Genomic DNA, 18376 nt, shown 5'->3' with positions numbered 1-18376 from the left:
CCCATGGCAAAATAGGGACTTGTGCCCGGGCCTTGAGTCTTCCGGCACGGTCCGCTCTGGTGTAACGGCAGCACCCCGGCCTTTGGAGCCGTGGAGTATAGGTTCGAATCCTATGGGCGGAACTGCTGCGCAAGGAGCGATCACGAGGATGGCACCCGGTGCCTGGCGGCCTGCGCCGCCGGATGCCGCAAAGCGCCAGCACAACGAAGCAAGGAGAGCCCGTACGTGATCCCCGAGAATGCCGGTCCGGCCGCTGTAATCGTTCTGGCAGCAGGCGCCGGTACCCGGATGAAGTCACGTACCCCCAAGATCCTCCACGAAATCGGCGGCCTCTCCATGGTGGGCCACGCCCTCCGCGCCGGCCGCAGCATCGCGCCGCAGCGGCTCGCCATCGTGGTGCGCCATGAGCGGGACCTGGTGGAGGAGCACGTATCGGCCCTCGACCCGCAGGCCGTCATCGTGGACCAGGACGACGTTCCCGGCACCGGCCGCGCCGTCGAGGCCGCCCTGCAGGTATTGGACGCGGGCGGGGAGCTCGCCGGCACCGTGGTGGTCACTTACGGCGACGTGCCTCTCTTGTCCGGCGAACTCCTGGACGAACTCGTCGCCACCCATGAGCGCGAGGGCAACGCCGTCACCGTGCTCACCGCAGTCCTCGACGACGCCACCGGCTATGGCCGCATCCTCCGCGGCGACGACGGCTCCGTCACCGGCATCCGCGAGCACAAGGACGCCTCCGAGGCTGAACGGCTGGTCCGCGAGGTCAACTCAGGGATCTACGCGTTCGACGCCGCGGTGCTCCGCGGCGCGCTGGGCAAGGTCACCACCGACAACTCGCAGGGCGAGAAATACCTCACCGACGTGCTGGGACTGGCCCGTGAGGCAGGCGGCCGGGTCGCCGCCGTCGTCACCGCCGACCGCTGGCAGGTGGAAGGCGCCAACGACCGCGTCCAGCTTGCCGCCCTGGGCGCCGAGCTGAACCGACGCACCGTGGAAGCCTGGATGCGCGCCGGCGTCACCGTCGTCGACCCCGCCACCACCTGGATCGACTCCTCCGTCACCCTGGACGAGGACGTCCGCCTCCTGCCCAACACCCAGCTGCACGGGGCCACCACCGTCGCCAGGGACGCCGTTGTGGGTCCCGATACCACCCTGACCGACGTCCAGGTGGGCGAAGGAGCCACGGTGGTCCGCACCCATGGTTCCGGGTCGGTCATCGGCCCGCGCGCCGCCGTCGGCCCCTTCACCTACCTGCGCCCGGGCACCGTCCTGGGCGAAAAGGGCAAGATCGGCGCCTTCTACGAGACCAAGAACGTCACCATCGGCCGCGGCTCCAAGCTGTCCCACCTGGGATACGCCGGCGATGCCGAAATCGGCGAGGACACCAACATTGGCTGCGGCAACATCACGGCCAATTACGACGGCGAGAAGAAGCACCGCACGGTGATCGGCTCGGGCGTCCGTACAGGCTCCAACACCGTCTTTGTTGCCCCGGTCACCGTGGGGGACGGCGCCTACAGCGGCGCCGGCGCGGTGATCCGCAAGGACGTACCGGCCGGCGCGCTGGCGCTGAGCGTCGCTGCTCAGCGCAACGCCGAAGGCTGGGTTCCCGCGAACCGTCCGGGAACCCGCTCCGCCGAACTGGCCCAGGCGGCCACCAAGAACTCCTCAAGTACCCGGGCATCTACAGAAGAGGGCAAGTAACAATGAGTGAAATTACGGCGCACGGCGAGAAGAAGCTGGTGCTCGCCACCGGGCGGGCCCATCCGGAGCTTGCCCGGGAGATCGCCAAGGAACTCGGCACTGACCTCCTTCCCGTTGACGCCTACGACTTCGCGAACGGCGAGATCTACGTCCGGGCCGGCGAGAGTGTCCGCGGCACGGACGCCTTCGTCATCCAGGCGCATCCCGCGCCGCTGAACAACCACCTCATGGAACAGCTGATCATGATCGATTCGCTGAAGCGGGCCTCCGCCAAGCGCATCACCGTGGTGTCGCCGTTCTATCCCTACGCCCGGCAGGACAAGAAGGGCCGCGGCCGCGAGCCGATCTCCGCCCGCCTGGTGGCAGACCTCTACAAGACGGCAGGCGCCGACCGCATCATGAGCGTGGACCTGCACACCTCGCAGATCCAGGGCTTCTTCGACGGCCCCGTGGACCACCTGATGGCCATCCCGCTGCTCGCCGACTACATCCGCACCCGGGTGAACGCAGAGAACATCACCGTCGTCTCCCCGGACACCGGCCGCGTGCGGGTTGCCGAGCAGTGGGCCGAACGCCTCGGCGGCGCGCCGCTCGCGTTCGTGCACAAGAGCCGCGACCTCACCGTGCCCAACCAGGCCGTGTCCAAGACCGTGGTGGGCCAGATCGAGGGCCGGACCTGCGTCCTGATCGACGACATGATTGACACCGGCGGAACCATCTCCGGCGCCGTGACGGTCCTGAAGAACGCCGGCGCCAAGGATGTCATCATCGCCGCCACCCACGCCGTCTTCTCCGACCCCGCCGCCCGCCGGCTGTCCGAATCAGGTGCGCGTGAAGTGGTGGTGACGAACACCCTGCCGCTGAACTCGTCCCAGCGCTTCCCGCAGCTGACCGTGCTGTCGATCGCGCCGCTGATTGCCCGCGCAATCCGTGAGGTGTTCGACGACGGCTCCGTCACCAGCCTGTTCGACGGCAAGGCCTAGGATCCGCTGGTTGAGCCTGTCGAAGCCCGGCCTTGCCGGTTCGACAGGCTCAACCTCCGGCGCCGTTGCCGTTTTCAGGAAAAGGCCCCGCCGCTGGTAAGCTGGATCCCGATACCTTGGCGAGGGAGCGCATAGCCTCCGTTATCGACTGGGTCTGCTTGTCCTTCAGCTGAAGGACTGCCTTCTTGAAGGGCCGCCTCCGGGCCGCCCGGCGTTGAAGGTCACACCAGACCTCCGCCCTTGCTGAACCCCGTTTAGTCTTCAAGGAGATTTCCATGTCTGAGCAGAAGCTCGCAGCAGAACTGCGCACCGAATTCGGCAAGGGCTACGCCCGCCGCGCCCGCGCGAACCACCAGATCCCCGCCGTCATCTACGGCCACGGCGCAGAGCCCATCCACGTCACCCTGCCCGCAAAGGCCACCACCCTTGCCGTCCGCACCGCCAACGCCCTGCTGTCCCTGGACATCAACGGCGAAGGCCACCTGGCCCTGGTCAAGGACGTCCAGCGTGACCCCGTAAAGCAGATCATCGAGCACATCGACCTCCTGACCGTCCGCCAGGGCGAGAAGGTCACGGTTGACGTTCCGGTCCACGTTGAGGGCGAAACCGCACCCGGCACCGTACACAACCTGGAACTGACCGTGGTGTCCCTCGAAGCCGAGGCTACGCACCTCCCGGAGTCCGTCGTCGTGAACATCGAAGGCCGCGCCGCCGGTGAGCACATCCACGCCTCCGACCTGGTCCTGCCCAAGGGCACTGTCCTGCTGACCGACGCCGAAGCACTCGTGGTGAACATCTCCGAGGCCGTCGAAATCGCCGAGGAAGCAGAAACCGAAGCTGCCGCCGAGGGCGAAGCCGAGGAAGCTCCCGCAGCCGAAGAAGCCGCAGCCGAGTAACCACTCCAGCGTTCCGCGCAGTGGCCGGACCCCGCAAGGGGCCCGGCCACTGCCGTGTCTGCCCAGTGAACCTTGCTTAACCGTCCCCCTAGGATTGACTCCATGACAGATACCTGGCTGATCGTTGGCCTCGGCAACCCCGGCGCACAGTACCAAGGCAACAGGCACAACGTAGGCCAGATGGTCCTTGACGAACTCGCCACCCGCATTGGAGCGGGATTCAAGGCGCACAAGGCCCGGGCCCAGGTCCTCGAAGGCCGGCTGGGCATTGGCGGACCGCGGGTGGTCCTGGCCAAGCCCATGAGCTACATGAATGTATCCGGCGGCCCTGTCTCCGCACTTGCAAACTTCTACGGCATCCCCGCAGACCATGTGGTGGCCGTCCATGACGAGATCGACATTCCCTTCAACACGGTCAAACTTAAGCTTGGCGGCGGCGAAGGCGGCCACAACGGTCTGCGGGACATTTCCAAGGCCCTGGCCACCAAGGACTACCTGCGGGTCCGGGTGGGAGTGGGCAGACCGCCCGGCCGGATGGACACCGCCGACTACGTGCTCCGCGATTTCGGCACCACGGAACGGAAGGAACTGCCGTTCCTGCTCGACGATGCCGCAGACGCCGTGGAGTCCCTGCTCCGCGACGGTTTGACCGCTGCACAGCAGAAGTTCCACCCGGCCAAACCGGGATCACGGCAACCCGAATCGTAAAAGTTCCGTTCGACCCTATTTCCTTGTCTGTGCCTCGGGGTACTCTTCTTCCTATGCGGGGGAGCAATGGGGCTACATCCCGCTATTGCAGGATGTAGGGGAAAAGTTCATGTCGATCGAGCCACTCAGCTGGGGACGTGGGTCAACACCGCAAGGTGACGGGCTGCCCACACCATCCTCCGCGGCACCGGAGGGCCTGCAATGGTCCATGTCCGCACGGAGCGCCAACCTCGACGCCGTGCGCACCGCACTGACCAGCGAACATTCGCTGGGTGTCGTCATCACCGGAGCCAGGGGAGTTGGCAAGTCGTCCCTGGCCCGCGCCGCCGTAGCGGACCTCGGCCCCGATGTCTGGTCCCTGCAGCTGCGCACCGGCCCGTCAGGCTCCACCACCCCCTATGGCTGCCTGTCGTTCCTGCTGGCCCGGCTCCCGCAGGCGTATATGGGTTCGCCCACGGCCATCCTTCGCGGCATCACCTCCCTGATCCGCAGCGACGCCGCAGGCCGGCCCTGCATCATCACCCTGGACACCTCCGCCACCATTGACGACATGAGTGCCGGCGTGCTCTTGAACGTCCTGCTCACCGGCACCGCAAAGATCGTCGCCGTCGCACCGAATACAAGCGACCTGCCGGCAGACTTCCACTGGCTGCTGACCGACCGCAAGCTGACCGAGGTGCGGCTGGGCAACCTCAACGAGCTGCAGACCCGGCAGGTCCTGCTGTCGCTGCTGGGCCACCGGGTGGCCTCATCCCTGGTCAGCACCTACCACCAGATGGTGGGAGGCAACCCCCTGCTGCTCAAAGCCCTGGTCACCGAGCAGCAGCTCTCCGGAAACCTGGTCCTGTCGGACTCCGTCTGGACACTGCGGGACAAGGTGGTGCTGGACGGCGCAGCAAGCCTTGACGACATCGTCCGGTCCCGCTGGTCGAGGGAAACACCGCAAACGCGGGAAGTCATCGAAATGCTCTCCTGCGCCCGACGGGTGGAGCTGTCCAGCCTCACCGCCATCTACGGCGCGGACGTGGTCGCGGACATGGAGGACGGCGGCCTGCTGGAGATTGACGACTCCGAGCAGCGCTGGGTGTCACTGCGCGAAAAATACATCGGTGACGTTGTCAGGACCTGGCTCAGTATTTCCCGCCGCCGCGAACTCCGGAGCATCCTGCTGGGCGGCCAGGAACCGGACCCCGCCACCCTCACGGTGGAAGAGCTCATGTCCTTTGCCGCCTGGACGCACGAATGCGAAGCCGAGCTGAGCCCGGCGCTGGCACTTGCAGCCGCCCAGGCCGCCGTCCAGCTCTTCGACCCCCGGTTCGCCCTGACCTACGCGGACATGCTGCAGCGGACCGACGCCGAATGGGCTCCGGCCCAACGCCAGAAGGCCGCCGCCTACCTTCTCCTCGACATGCCCGTCCAGGCCCTGGCTGCCCTGGATGACATCTCGCACCCCGAACTTGAGGCCCTGGACCCGGCAGAGTACGCCCAGGTCATTGCGGCCAAGGCCAGGGTCATGCTGTTCATCCCGGAGCAGGCCGGCAAAGTCCCGGAACTGCTCCGCTCGGCCCGGGAGCGGCTGGACCAATTCGGCGAGCATCCGCAGTGGCCGGCCCCGGCGGCGGTTGCGGCGAACCGCATCTCGCTGAGTGAATTCGAATACCAGGCGCACGCCGGCGACTACGCGGCCATGATCCCGGCCCTGGAGCGTGCGGCCGATCCTGCGGCCAACCCGGACCCCGGGTTCCGGATCCAGTCCGCTGTCCTCCTGATGGGCGCACTCGCGCTGACAGGCCGCGAAATGGACGCCCTGGGCCTCATGCGGCAACTCGGCGGTCAACTCACCGATTACTCGCACATCGTGGGCCTGCGTGAGCACTACACCCGGGAGGCCTACTTTGTCCTGTTGATGGCCGGCCAGTGGAGGCGCTGCATTGACCTCCTGAACCCCTTCAGCGCAGGGCAGCCCCACCGGCTTCCGTACCGCAGCGCCGCCACCGAACTCGCAGCCGGCGTCGCGTACGCATTCTCCGGCCGGGGCGAAGCAGCCCTGGAACCCTTGATTTCCGCCGCTGCCCAGTTGGAGCTGCAGCCGGTCCAGGCCGCGTTGCGCACCGCCTACGCAGCCACTGCCCTGGCCTACGCGCAGGCCGGGAACGCCGCCCTGGCCCGCAAGTACCTGGCGAAGCTGCAAAAGACACCCGGCAAGGCCGGGTTCGCGGCGGAGAGCATCATCGAGTTCTGCACGCTCGTTGCCGGCCGCTGGCTGGGAGACCCGGAAGCGGCCGCAGCCCTCAAGCAGGGCACCCGCCGCAACATGGAGGCGGGCCGGCACACCGTGGCCGGCGTCTACCTGCTGGCGGCAACCGTCAACGGCAGTGACGCGGATTTCCGCCTCCTGGAGGAGATCGCCGGCAACCGGCAGGGCCCGCTGGCCGAGGTCTCACGGCTGATCGCCGTCGGAACCCGGACCAAGGACGCCAAAACCCTCCTCGAAGGCGGCGAACTCGCAGCCACCCTGGAACTCGATGCCGTGGAGGCGCGGTGCATGGCCCTGGCTGTCGACTTCGCCCGCCAGGACGGCGACTCCCTCTCGGCCAGGACCGCGCAGGCCCGGCTGGACATCCTCGCCGCCACGGTGGCGAACCTGCCCATTGTGCCCAGCAGCGGGAGCCCCCTGCTGACCAGCCGGGAACGGCAAATTGCCCGGATGGCCGGCCGCGGTGCCTCCAACCGTGACATCGCCATGGAAATGGGCGTGTCTGTCCGCACGGTGGAAGGCCATCTGTACCAGGTCTTCACCAAACTGGGCGTGACTTCAAGGGGTGATCTGACTGGACTCGTCTAATGGGCACAAGCCCGCGTCTGCACACCGGCTCCTGACCGGCCGCCGGGAACCGGTGGAGCGGATCTGCAACCTGGTCCGCAGTGGCTCGCACCAGGCAGTCTTCATCATGGCCGGGCCGGGCATTGGAAAATCGGCGGTCACCGATGCTGTGACGGAGCGGTTGGCCGGGAACATGAACGTCCTTCGCATCCATGCCAGCTCGGCCCTGGCCGGGGTTCCGTTTGGGGTCCTGACCCCGTACACAGGGGAGCTCACCGCCGAGGAATCCGTCTCGCCCGTGGCCGTGCTGCGCTCGATGTGGTCCTATTTCGAGAAACTGAAGGCCGGCAACGGTGCCGCGGTCCTGTTGGCCGTGGACGACGCCCACCATCTGGATGATGCATCAGCAGGCGTGCTCGCCGAGGTGATTTCCGCAGGATGGGCAACAGTGCTGGCAGCGGCACGCCCCCGGCCCGGCCTGCCGCAGCCGCTCGACCAGCTCTGGTATGACGGACTGGCTGAACGGGTGGATCTGCGGCCGCTCAACCGCGAACAGATCGAAGAGGTCCTTGCCCACGTCCTGGACGGGACCGTCCCCGGCGCGACCGTTGACGCCATCTGGAACGCCACGGGCGGGAACCCCCGAATCCTCGACGCCGTGCTGCACGACTCCGCCGAAGCCGGCATCCTGGCCAAGCGCAATGGCATCTGGATGCTGATGGGCGCCCTGCCTGCCGACGGACCCCGCCTCGCTGCCGTGGTGGCAAAAGACCACCTCCGGCGGCGCACCGAGGAACAGGAAGCGCTGAAGCTGGTCGCCCTCGCCGGGCCGGTGGGCCGGAAAGTGATCGAAGACATCAGCGGCGCGGCCGTGGTCCGCTCCCTGCTGGACCAGCAGATGATTGTGGAATCGTCAGGCATCCCGGCCGAGCTGTCCATCTGGAACGGGCTTTTCGCCGGCGCCATCAGGAACACGGTGTCGGTATCCCGCAGCCTTCAGCTCCTTGAGAAGGTCAAGGCGCACCAGGACCCTGCCCTCCTGCACGGGGAAGGCAGGCTCCGGTCCGTCGAGTGGGCGCTGGAATGCGGAGTGCGGGTCAGCGAGGACGACATGCTGGCCGCGTCGCGCGAGGCCCTGCTGCGGTTCCGGAACCACAGTGCACGGTCCATCGCAGCCCGCGTCCACGACCCTGACCTGGTCCCGCTTGCCCAGGCCATCCAGGCGCGGGCGCTGTATAACGAAGGCGCCTACGCGGAGGCCGCGGCCCTGCTCGACGCGTGCTGGCTTCCGCTGGCCGGGGACCCCCAGGGTCCCGCCGTGCTGCTGCTGCGGGTTTCAGCGCACCGGGCCATGGGCAATTTCCTGGGCTCGGTTTCCGACGACGTAGAGAAGCACTGCACGCTTCCCGGCGGTGAGAGAAGCTGGCAGGCAGAGCTGCTGCACCTGCTCCAGCTGGGCGCCGAGGTGAATTTCCAGGCGCTGGCCGACGAGGTTGACGCCATGCGGAGGGAGCCGGCCGCAGAATCGGGTGGAGAACCCGTGCGCGCCCTGGCCGAAGGGCTCCTGGCCCACGCCCTCGCCGCGGCGGGACGGCCCGTCCAGGGTTTGGAGGCTGCACTGCTGGCCGCCTCGGAACTTCCGCCGCTTGAGGGCAGCCTGTTCTTCTTCCCGGAGTTTGTGCTGGGGCGGCTCGTGTCCGACTACCTGGCCATGGGTGAATGGGAATCGGCGGAACGCGAACTCGACCACTACGCCGCCGGGCACCTGCCGGGTGCGGCCACCTTCAACGGCAGCCTGGAACTGCTCCGGGGCTATTCATTGCTGCGGCAGGGCCGCATGGAGCGCGCCTACCAGGTGCTGCTGCCGGCGGTGGAAGCACTGAGGCTGAATGATCCCCTGCAGCTGTACCGGTTCGGCACAGCGCTCGGCTTCTACGCGGCAGCAAGGCTTGGCGACACGGAGCAGGCACGGCGCCTGGAACGGGACCACAAGGATGCCGACACCGGCTGGCCCGCCCATGACCTCCTGGCGGAAGCCTATGTGGCGGCCGCCGCCGAATACCTGGGCCACGACGGCAAGGGCCTCGCCGCCCTGCAAACACTCATGACCACCACGGAGGCATCCGCCCGGACCGGCAACCTCCTTGAAGTCCTGGCCATGTGCTGGGACCTCGGCGACCCCTCGGTGGTCCCCATGGTCCAGGCAGCGGCCCGGGACGTGGAAGGCCGGTGGGCAGAGTCCTTGCTGACCCTGGCCACTGCATGGGAAAACGCGGACGGGGACACCCTCATGGCAACGGCTGCCTCGCTGGAGGAAGCAGGCTTTGTCAACATGGCCCGTGAGGCCTACGCTCGTGCCAGCACCGTACTGGAGCAGGCCGGGGAGCGCCGCCGGTCCAGGCAGGCCGTAGCCCAGCGCGAGAAGTGCGACCACGAACTGGGGGAGCGGTTCCGCGAGGGACGCTTCATTGCGGCGGCGCCCACCGTCCGGCTCACCCGGCGCGAGCAGGACATCGTGGAGCTTGCCGTCCAGGGGCTCACCGACCGGGAGATCGCGCAGCGGCTGATGGTCTCCGTCCGGACCGTGGAAGGCCACCTCTACCGCACCTACGTCAAGCTCGGGGTCCGCAGCCGCGACGAGCTGGAGTCGGCCCTGCCCAAGTAGGCTGTCCGCCTCCCGGGCGCAATTCGGCGGCGCACTGGACGGGTATCCGGCGCGTCCGCACTCACGGTGCGGCCCGCCACCGGCATGCGCCTGACCGTCCGGCGTCCGGGGAGTCCTGCCTGCCCGGCGTCGTGCATCGCCCTGCCTGTGGACGCCTCCCGTCCCTCCCCATCCGTAAGGGCGGGACCCCCTCCCCGTAGTCCCCACGGCGGGATTCGAGTACACCCTACTCGTGTCCGGCAGGGCGCCGGGAGCTTTACTTAAGGAGGCAAAGCAAAGCGGCAGGCTGGAGGACCGCGGAGCAGCCGACAGGACATGATGGCCCTCTCGACTTCCGGTCCCCGGACCGGGTAAAGACGGGGCCGGCGACGTCAGAGTCTTCTGAGACCGAGACTCTCCCCCCAGCCGTCGCCGGCCCTCTGCTCCCTCGGCTGAAGCCCGGGACTGCGGTGGCGGCTGCCCCTCCCGGGCAGCCGCCACAGCCGTGTGTGGGACAATTGGGATGTCAGACATTGGCAGCCCAAGGAGTTCGTTTTGGCCCTCGTTACAACGCCCGCCACACTGGAACGCGCCGTACCTGCCATGGACAACGCCGAGGTGCTGCGCATCCGCAACGACTTCCCGGTCCTCAACCAGCTGGTCAACGGGGAGCCGCTGGTCTACCTCGACTCCGGGGCCACGTCGCAGAACCCGGTCAGCGTCATCGAGGCGGAGCAGGAGTTCTATGAGCAGCGCAACGCCGCCGTACACCGCGGGGCCCACCATCTCGCGGTAGAGGCCACCGACGCCTTCGAGGATGCCCGTCAGACCCTGGCCGACTTCATCGGGGCGGACTATGCGGAGACCATCTGGACATCGAACGCCACCGAGGGGTTGAACCTCCTTTCCTACGCGCTCTCCAACGCCACCCTGTGGGCCGCGCAAGGGCGCGGTGACCAGGGGCTCAAGGACCTGGCACTGAAGCCCGGCGACGAGATCGTGGTGACGGAGATGGAGCACCACGCCAACCTCATCCCGTGGCAGGAACTTGCCTTCCGCACCGGGGCGACGCTGCGCTACATCCCCATCGGGGACGACGGCAGCCTCCTGATGGACCAGGCCGCAGCCGTCATCGGCCCCCGCACCAAGGTCCTGGCTTTCACCCACGCCTCCAACGTCCTGGGCACCATCAACCCGGTCCAGGAACTGGCGGCCCTGGGCCACAGCGCCGGCGCCCTGGTTGTCCTGGACGCCTGCCAGTCCGCCCCGCACCTGCCGCTGGACGTCAAGGCGCTCGGTGTCGACTTCGCCGTCTTCTCCGGCCACAAGATGCTTGCCCCCACCGGCATCGGCGTGCTGTATGGGCGGCAGGAGCTGCTGGACATCCTGCCGCCGTTCCTGACCGGCGGGTCGATGATCACCACCGTCACGATGGAAAGGGCGGAGTACCTGCCGGCGCCCCAGCGCTTCGAAGCGGGCACGCAGCGCATCTCCCAGGCGGTGGCCCTCGCCGCCGCTGCGAACTACCTTACCGAGACCGGACTGGACCGGATCCACGCGTGGGAGGCACACCTGGGCCAGCGCCTGGTGGCCGGGCTGGAAGCCCTCCCCGGCATCCGCGTGCTGGGCCCGGCCGCCGGACAGGAACGCATCGGCCTGGCGGCGTTCGACGTCGAGGGCGTCCACGCCCACGACGTGGGCCAGTTCCTGGACTCCCGGGGCATCGCCGTCCGGGTGGGGCACCATTGCGCCCAGCCGCTGCACCGCAGGCTCGGCCTCACCGCCACCACCAGGGCCAGCACCTACCTGTACAACACCACCGACGACGTGGACCGCTTCTTGGAAGCAGTGGCCGGCGTCCGGGCATACTTCCGCGCCTAGCGGCGGGACGAAAGAGGACACCATGAGCCTAGACCAGCTGTACCAGCAGATCATCCTTGACCACTCCAAGGCCCGGCACGGCAGCGGACTGGCGGCCATGGAGGCACCGGACGGCACCTCCACCGGCCAGTCGCACCAGCTCAACCCGGTGTGCGGCGACGAAGTGACCCTCCGGCTCGCGGTCCGGGACGGCAAGGTGGCCCAGGTCGCGTGGGACGGGGCGGGCTGCTCCATTTCGATGGCCTCGGCCTCGGTCCTGACCGATCTTGCCGAGGGGATGACCGTGGCCGAACTGCACAAGGTCATCGACAGTTTCCGTGAGGTCCTTCGCTCCCGCGGCAAGGTCCAGGCCGATCCCGAACTGCTCGGCGATGCCGCGGCCTTTGAGGGCGTGGCGCGTTACGCGGCCCGCGTCAAGTGCGCCATGATCTCCTGGGTCGCCGCCGAGGACGCCCTCAACCAGGCAGCCTGAGCGGCCGGTCCCAAACATGCAAAAGGCTCTCCTTCCAGCGGAAGGAGAGCCTTTTGCATTGAAGACCTTTATCCCAGCAGGCCGAGGACGCCGATCACCGCGGTAGCGAGGCCGAGCACCATCGAGATGCTCACCAGCACCACATGCACGGTCAGGAACTTCGTCGCCTTGCCGGCGGTGTCGCGGGCCCGCGGGTCCTTCATGACCCGGCGCAGGAACTGGGGCCAGACCACCAGGGACCAGACCCCGGCGACGACCAGGACCAGTGCGGGGAAGACGGGAAGCTGCATGGGTTAGTGGCTTTCCAGCCAGGCCTGCGCCTGTGCGGCCTGCAGGTTCAGCGCCTTGGCCACCATCGGCTCGGCGGCGTCGGCGATCTTGCCGCCCAGGAACGGAACCGAGGACTTTACGGCGCCCTCAAGCTCCACCCGGGTTCCGCCGCCGTCGGCCACCAGCCGCTGCACCGCGGTGACGTCCACGGGGGCGCCGGCGATCTTCAGTGAAATGTTGCTCTGCCGCGAGCCGTCCGGGGCGGGCGCGTCCCAGCTTTCGACCTGCGTCACCTTGAGGTGCTCGCCCACGAACTTCCGGGCGATCTCCGGCAGGCGGGTAGTGGGAAGGGTCCGCACGGAGGTGGCGTTGAAGGCCCCCGCGATGTCGCCGTCCACGCTGAAGGACTCCAGGCTGCCGCCCACCAGCTGGCTGACGTGGCGCTGGAAGTCCTCGTTCACCAGCACAGCGGCAACGCTGTCAACGGGGTGCGGAAGGGTGGTGGTTGCGCTCAGCGCCATGGGTCCTCCTGGGACGTGGGGAACGGATTAAGCCTCCAACATCCTACGGGGTGATCGGTGCCGGCTCCGCATCGGCAAGTTTCTGCGCGGCCGTGGTAATGTTCCGCGCCATCGCCGGGAAAATCAGGCTGTGGAACGGGAGGACGGCCAGCCAGTACAGCCGCCCGCTGAGGCCCTTGGGGAAGAAAATGGCGCGTTGCCGGTAGCGGCTGCCGCCACCGTCAGGCTCCACCGAGAGCTCAAGCCAGGCCCGCCCGGGCGCCCGCATTTCAGCCCGCAGGCGCAGGAGCCTGCCGCGTTCGATCCGCTCCACGCGCCACCAGTCCACCACCTCGCCGACAGCGAGGGAGTGAGGGTGCCGGCGGCCGCGCAGCAGCCCCGCTCCACCCGTCAGCTTGTCCAGCCAGCCCCGCACCTGCCAGGCCAGCGGCAGGGAGTACCAGCCGTTGCGCCCGCCGATGCCTTCGATGATGGTCCACACATGGGCGGGGTCCACATCGCCGTGGAAGGTCCGTTCGTCGATGTATACCTTGTGCCCGGCCCATTCGGGGTCACTGGGAAGCGGGTCCGAGTCCGCACCGGCGCTGGCCCAGGTGGTCTCCACCTGGCCGTCGCGTTCCTTGCCCAGTGCAAGGGCCACGGCCGTGCGGTAGGGGGTCAGGCCGCCGTCGGGCTGGGGAATGTACTGGTCGATGTCGTGCTCGTTGGCCACGGCGTCGTGCTGGAGCGACTGGACCAGGGGCACCGCCATGGACAGCGGGATGGGCGTGGTCAGGGCTACCCACATCCCGGCCAGCTTGGGCGCAGGCACCGGCAGGGCGAGCACCACGCGGTAGGGCAGGCCTGCTTCCGCAGCGTACTCCTTCATCATCCCCGCATAAGTCAGCACCTGCCGGCAGCCGATATCGAAGGTCCGGTTGATCGGTCCCTCCAGCGACGCGGCGGACACCAGGTAGTAGAGGACGTCGCGGACGGCGATGGCCTCGATCCTGTTGCGCACCCAGCTGGGCGCCGGCATCAGGGGCAGGGTTTCGGAAAGGTGCCGGATCATCTCGAAGGAGGCGGACCCGGAACCGATCACCACGCCGGCCTGGAACACGACGGCGTCCACAGGGCTGTCCAGGAACACCTTTCCCACCGCCTCGCGGGACCTCATGTGGGTCGAGAGCTCCACGCCCTGCGGGTGCAGCCCGCCCAGGTAGACGATCCGGCCCACGCCTGCCGCTGCGGCGGCCTCCGCGGCCGTGGTGGCCATGGCCTTTTCCTTTTCCTCAAACCCGGCACCGGCAGCCATCGAGTGGACCAGGTAGTAGAAGACGTCGACGCCGGCCAGGGCGTCGCGGAGGGCTTCACCGTCGTCAAGGCTGCTTTCCACGACGTCCACCTTGTCCCGCCACGGGACGCCGGCGATCTTGTCGGGGGAGCGGACCAGCACCTTGACCGTGTGGCCGGCTTCCAGCAGCCGCGGCACCAGCCGGCCGCCAATGTAGCCGGTGGCACCGGTGACGAGGACGGTCTTCGGTGTTGGCTGGGCACTCATTGCGGTCATGCTGGCTCCTGTTCGTCCCAAGGGGTTCGGAGCGGCAGCCCGTCCGGACGGCTGTTCCGATCGAATTTGGCGTGGCCCTGCCAGCCTAGGCCCGCAGCCGCCGCCCCGCCATGTCGCTCCTGCGCGGTAGGCTGGGTATACCCGGGATTCGCAGCGAATTTCGGGTTTTCGCGTTGCCTGCGATCCCCATGAACACCACAGGAGTTTCTGCCATGAGTCTTTCCGGCCCGTCCGCCGCCGGCAAATCCAGCACCGGCAAGACCAGCACAGGCAAGACCGGCACGGGCACAGCAGGCCGGGGCCCGGCACTGGACGGGCTGCGCCGCGCCCTCGAGCCGGACCAGACGTTCAGACGCGTCCGGGCCGAGGCCGCCAGGGGCTTCGCCGTCCGGGGGCAGGACTACCAGATCAGTGCCCCCGCCGGCCTGCGGCCCGTCCTCCTCGCGGAGATGGCGGACGGCCTCACTGCAACGGCCGACGGCGCGGAACCCGGCGTGGTGCTGGCGGTCACCGCCACCGGCCGCGAGGCCGAGGACCTGGCCGCAGCGCTGCGGGCCTACCTGCCGGCAGACGCCGTCGCCGAATTTCCCAGCTGGGAAACCCTCCCGCACGAACGGTTGTCGCCGCGCTCGGACACGGTGGGCCGGCGGCTGTCCGTGCTGCGCCGGCTGGCACATCCGGAAAGTTCGACGGCGGGGCGGCTGCGCGTCGTCGTCGCTCCCGTCCGCGCCGTGGTCCAGCCCGTCGTGGCGGGCCTGGGGGACCTGGTCCCGGTCACCCTCAAAGTAGGCCAGGACGTTCCGTTCACCAGCGTGGTGAAGAGCCTCGCCGATGCCGCCTATGCGCGCGTGGACATGGTGACCCACCGCGGCGAATTCGCCGTCCGCGGCGGCATCATCGACGTCTTCCCGCCCACCGAGGACCACCCCATCCGCGTCGAGTTTTTCGGGGACGAAGTGGACCAGATGCGCTGGTTCGCCGTGGCCGACCAGCGCTCGCTGTCCGCTCCGGGCATCCACCACCCCACCGAACTGCACGCCCCGCCGTGCCGGGAGATCCTCATCACCCCATCGGTCATGTCCCGGGCAGCCACCCTGAAGGCCCAGCTTCCTGCTGCGGCGGACATGCTGGAAAAGATCGCCGGCGGCATTGCCGTGGAGGGCATGGAATCCCTCGCTCCGGTGCTGGTGGATGCCATGGTCCCGTTCGTGGACCAGCTGCCGGCGGATTCGATCGCCGTGGTGGTCGAACCGGAGAAGGTCCGCACCCGCGCACACGACCTCGCCGCCACCAACGAGGAGTTCCTCGAGGCCGCCTGGTCCACCGCGTCCGACGGCGGGGCCGCTCCCTTGGACCTCAGCTCGCAGGCCAGCGCGGCGCTGCATTCGGCGAGCTTCCGCTCGCTGGCTGAAACCCGCGGATCGGCCCTGGCCCACGGGGTGTCCTGGTGGTCCATCACGTCCCTGGCGCAGGACGCGGAACTGCTCCCCGAGATCGACGTCCTGAACCTGCACGCCCGGGAACCCCGCGGCTACCAGGGGGACGTGGCGGAGATGATGGACTTTATCGGCTCCCATGTCCGGGACCAGTGGCGGATCGTGGTGGCCACCGAAGGCCCCGGGCCGGCCCAGCGCCTGGCGGAACTTTTCCACGAAAACGACATCCCGTGTGCCCGCGTGGACAGCCTGGACCACGAGCCCCAGCCGGGCATCATCGAGGTGACCACTGCCGTCGTCGGCCGTGGTTTCGTCCTGGACGGTCTCAAACTCGGCCTGCTCACCGAAGCCGACCTGCTGGGCCGCACCTCTGCCGGGTCCACCAAGGACATGCGGCGGATGCCCTCCAAGCGCCGCAACGCCGTCGACCCCCTGCAGCTGGTGGCGGGCGACCATGTGGTGCACGAGCAGCACGGCATCGGCCGGTTCGTGGAGCTCATCCAGCGCAAGGTGGCTGGCGGCGGCGACGGGGTGCGCGAATACCTGGTCCTGGAATACGCGCCCGCCAAGCGCGGTGCACCCGGCGACCGCCTGTTCGTTCCCACCGACCAGTTGGACCAGGTGACCCGCTACGTTGGCGGCGACACCCCGGTCCTGAGCAAAATGGGCGGCGCGGACTGGGCCAGCACCAAGTCCAAGGCCCGCAAGGCCGTCAAGGAGATCGCCGGTGAGCTGATCCGGCTGTACTCGGCCCGGATGGCGTCCCGCGGGCATGCGTTTGGCCCCGACACCCCCTGGCAGCGCGAACTGGAGGAAGCCTTCCCCTACGTCGAGACGCCCGACCAGCTGACCACCATCAACGAGGTCAAGGCGGACATGGAGCGGGAAATCCCCATGGACCGGTTGGTGTCCGGCGACGTCGGCTACGGCAAGACCGAGATCGCGGTCCGCGCCGCGTTCAAGGCGGTGCAGGACGGTAAGCAGGTGGCCGTGCTGGTGCCCACCACGCTGCTGGCCCAGCAGCACTATGAAACATTCACCGAACGCTTCTCCGGCTTCCCGCTCCGCGTCCGCCCGCTGTCCCGGTTCCAGAGCGCCAAGGAGGCAAAGGAAACGGCCGAAGGCGTCAAGAGCGGAGCCGTGGACGTGGTGATCGGCACCCACAGGCTGCTGGCCAAGGATTTCGAGTTCAAGGACCTTGGCCTGGTGATCGTGGACGAGGAGCAGCGGTTCGGCGTCGAGCACAAGGAAGCGCTGAAAAAGATGCGCACCAACGTGGATGTGCTGGCCATGAGTGCCACCCCCATTCCGCGCACCCTGGAAATGTCGCTGACCGGGATCCGGGAAACCTCAACGCTCGCCACCCCACCGGAGGAACGGCACCCGGTGCTGACCTACGTGGGCCCGTACACGGACAAGCAGACCTCCGCCGCCATCCGCCGCGAGCTGATGCGCGAGGGCCAGGTCTTCTTCGTCCACAACCGCGTCTCCACCATCGAACGGACAGCCGCGAAGATCCGTGAACTGGTCCCGGAAGCCAGGGTGGAGGTGGCACACGGCAAGATGTCCGAGAGCCGCCTGGAGCAGATCATCGTGGACTTCTGGGAGAAGAGATTCGACGTCCTGGTCTGCACCACCATCATCGAGACCGGGCTGGACATCTCCAACGCCAACACCCTGATCGTGGACGGGGCGGACAAGTACGGCCTGTCCCAGCTGCACCAGCTCCGCGGCCGTGTGGGCCGGGGCCGGGAACGCGCCTATGCGTACTTCCTGTACCCGTCCGAGAAACCACTGGGCGAGGTGGCGCTGGAGCGGCTCAAGGCCGTTGCTGCGCACAACGAACTCGGTGCCGGCATGCAGCTGGCCATGAAGGACCTGGAGATCCGCGGGGCAGGCAACCTGCTCGGCGGGGAGCAGTCAGGACACATCCAGGGCGTGGGATTCGACCTGTACATCCGCCTGGTGGGCGAAGCCGTGGCGGACTTCCGCGGCGAGGCCGAGGAAAAGGCCGCCGAGATGAAGATTGAGCTTCCGGTCAACGCGCACCTGCCGCACGACTACGTCCCCGGCGAACGGCTGCGGCTGGAAGCCTACCGGAAGCTTGCCGCCGCGCTGACGGACGAGGCCATTGACGAGGTGCAGGCCGAACTCGTGGACCGCTACGGCGAGCTTCCGCTGCCGGCCCAGAACCTGGTGGCCGTGGCGCGCTTCCGGGTCGCGGCCCGCGAGGCCGGTCTGTCCGACGTCGCGCTGCAGGGAAACTTCATCAAGTTCTCCCCGGCATCGCTCCCGGAATCCAAGACCATGCGGCTGAACCGGATGTACCCGGGCTCGCAGTCCAAGCCGGCCCTGGACGCCATCCTCATACCCAAGCCGAAGACGGCCCGGATCGGCGGCAGGGACCTGCAGGACGCCGAAATCCTGGAGTGGGCCAACGGCGTCATCCGCAACATTTTCTCCGACGCGCCGCTGGCGGTGAGCTAGG

Annotated in this window: 12 protein-coding genes and 1 tRNA gene; 10 read left to right on the top strand and 3 right to left on the bottom strand. The window is 68.1% G+C overall.

Annotation, left to right across the window (positions count from 1 at the left end):
• Window positions 1–50 precede the first annotated feature (50 nt).
• The 9 genes from RM50_RS16630 to sufU all read left to right on the top strand — a co-directional run bounded on the left by RM50_RS16630 (window position 51) and on the right by sufU (window position 12112).
• Window positions 51–122: transfer RNA gene (locus RM50_RS16630), tRNA-Gln, on the top strand.
• A gap of 103 nt (window positions 123–225) precedes the next feature.
• Window positions 226–1704: a bifunctional UDP-N-acetylglucosamine diphosphorylase/glucosamine-1-phosphate N-acetyltransferase GlmU gene (gene glmU / locus RM50_RS16625; RefSeq protein WP_043454922.1), complete on the top strand. Its 1479-nt coding sequence runs from the start codon at window positions 226–228 to the stop codon at window positions 1702–1704.
• A gap of 2 nt (window positions 1705–1706) precedes the next feature.
• Window positions 1707–2687 (top strand): ribose-phosphate diphosphokinase, encoded by a 981-nt coding sequence (locus RM50_RS16620; protein WP_043454920.1) that lies wholly within the window; start codon window positions 1707–1709, stop codon window positions 2685–2687.
• 275 nt (window positions 2688–2962) lie between these two features.
• Entirely contained in the window at window positions 2963–3583 is a 621-nt protein-coding gene (locus RM50_RS16615; protein WP_043454919.1) for a 50S ribosomal protein L25/general stress protein Ctc, read from the top strand.
• Between the two features lie 102 nt (window positions 3584–3685).
• Window positions 3686–4291 carry an aminoacyl-tRNA hydrolase gene (pth, locus tag RM50_RS16610; protein WP_043454917.1) on the top strand — a complete coding sequence of 202 codons (606 nt, stop codon included), beginning with the start codon at window positions 3686–3688 and terminating at the stop codon, window positions 4289–4291.
• Between the two features lie 109 nt (window positions 4292–4400).
• Window positions 4401–7136 (top strand): helix-turn-helix transcriptional regulator, encoded by a 2736-nt coding sequence (locus tag RM50_RS16605; RefSeq protein ID WP_043454916.1) that lies wholly within the window; start codon window positions 4401–4403, stop codon window positions 7134–7136.
• Between the two features lie 52 nt (window positions 7137–7188).
• Window positions 7189–9780: a helix-turn-helix domain-containing protein gene (locus RM50_RS16600; protein ID WP_043454915.1), complete on the top strand. Its 2592-nt coding sequence runs from the start codon at window positions 7189–7191 to the stop codon at window positions 9778–9780.
• Window positions 9781–10314: 534 nt separating this feature from the next.
• Complete coding sequence (locus RM50_RS16595) at window positions 10315–11640, top strand: SufS family cysteine desulfurase (protein WP_043454914.1); 1326 nt, start codon at window positions 10315–10317, stop codon at window positions 11638–11640.
• Window positions 11641–11662: 22 nt separating this feature from the next.
• Window positions 11663–12112 carry a Fe-S cluster assembly sulfur transfer protein SufU gene (sufU, locus tag RM50_RS16590; protein ID WP_043454912.1) on the top strand — a complete coding sequence of 150 codons (450 nt, stop codon included), beginning with the start codon at window positions 11663–11665 and terminating at the stop codon, window positions 12110–12112.
• A 68-nt stretch (window positions 12113–12180) separates the two neighbouring features.
• On the opposite strand, the gene RM50_RS16585 is transcribed toward sufU, so the two are convergent.
• Genes RM50_RS16585 through RM50_RS16575 form a run of 3 tightly spaced genes read right to left on the bottom strand, consistent with a single transcriptional unit; the run spans window position 12181 to window position 14452 of the window.
• Window positions 12181–12402 carry an SCO4848 family membrane protein gene (locus RM50_RS16585; protein WP_043454910.1) on the bottom strand — a complete coding sequence of 74 codons (222 nt, stop codon included), beginning with the start codon at window positions 12400–12402 and terminating at the stop codon, window positions 12181–12183.
• Window positions 12403–12405: 3 nt separating this feature from the next.
• Window positions 12406–12903 (bottom strand): DUF2505 domain-containing protein, encoded by a 498-nt coding sequence (locus RM50_RS16580; RefSeq protein ID WP_043454909.1) that lies wholly within the window; start codon window positions 12901–12903, stop codon window positions 12406–12408.
• Between the two features lie 43 nt (window positions 12904–12946).
• Window positions 12947–14452 carry an SDR family oxidoreductase gene (locus tag RM50_RS16575; RefSeq protein WP_043454907.1) on the bottom strand — a complete coding sequence of 502 codons (1506 nt, stop codon included), beginning with the start codon at window positions 14450–14452 and terminating at the stop codon, window positions 12947–12949.
• A 212-nt stretch (window positions 14453–14664) separates the two neighbouring features.
• Here RM50_RS16575 and mfd point away from each other — a divergent pair, with 212 nt between their 5' ends.
• Window positions 14665–18375: a transcription-repair coupling factor gene (gene mfd, locus RM50_RS16570; RefSeq protein ID WP_240471981.1), complete on the top strand. Its 3711-nt coding sequence runs from the start codon at window positions 14665–14667 to the stop codon at window positions 18373–18375.
• The last annotated feature ends 1 nt before the right edge of the window (window position 18376 follow it).

The organism is Pseudarthrobacter phenanthrenivorans (assembly GCF_000813845.1).
GTDB lineage: Bacteria > Actinomycetota > Actinomycetes > Actinomycetales > Micrococcaceae > Arthrobacter > Arthrobacter phenanthrenivorans_B.
Note: the sequence above shows the minus strand (reverse complement) of the source record. Positions and strands in the feature narration are given on the sequence as shown.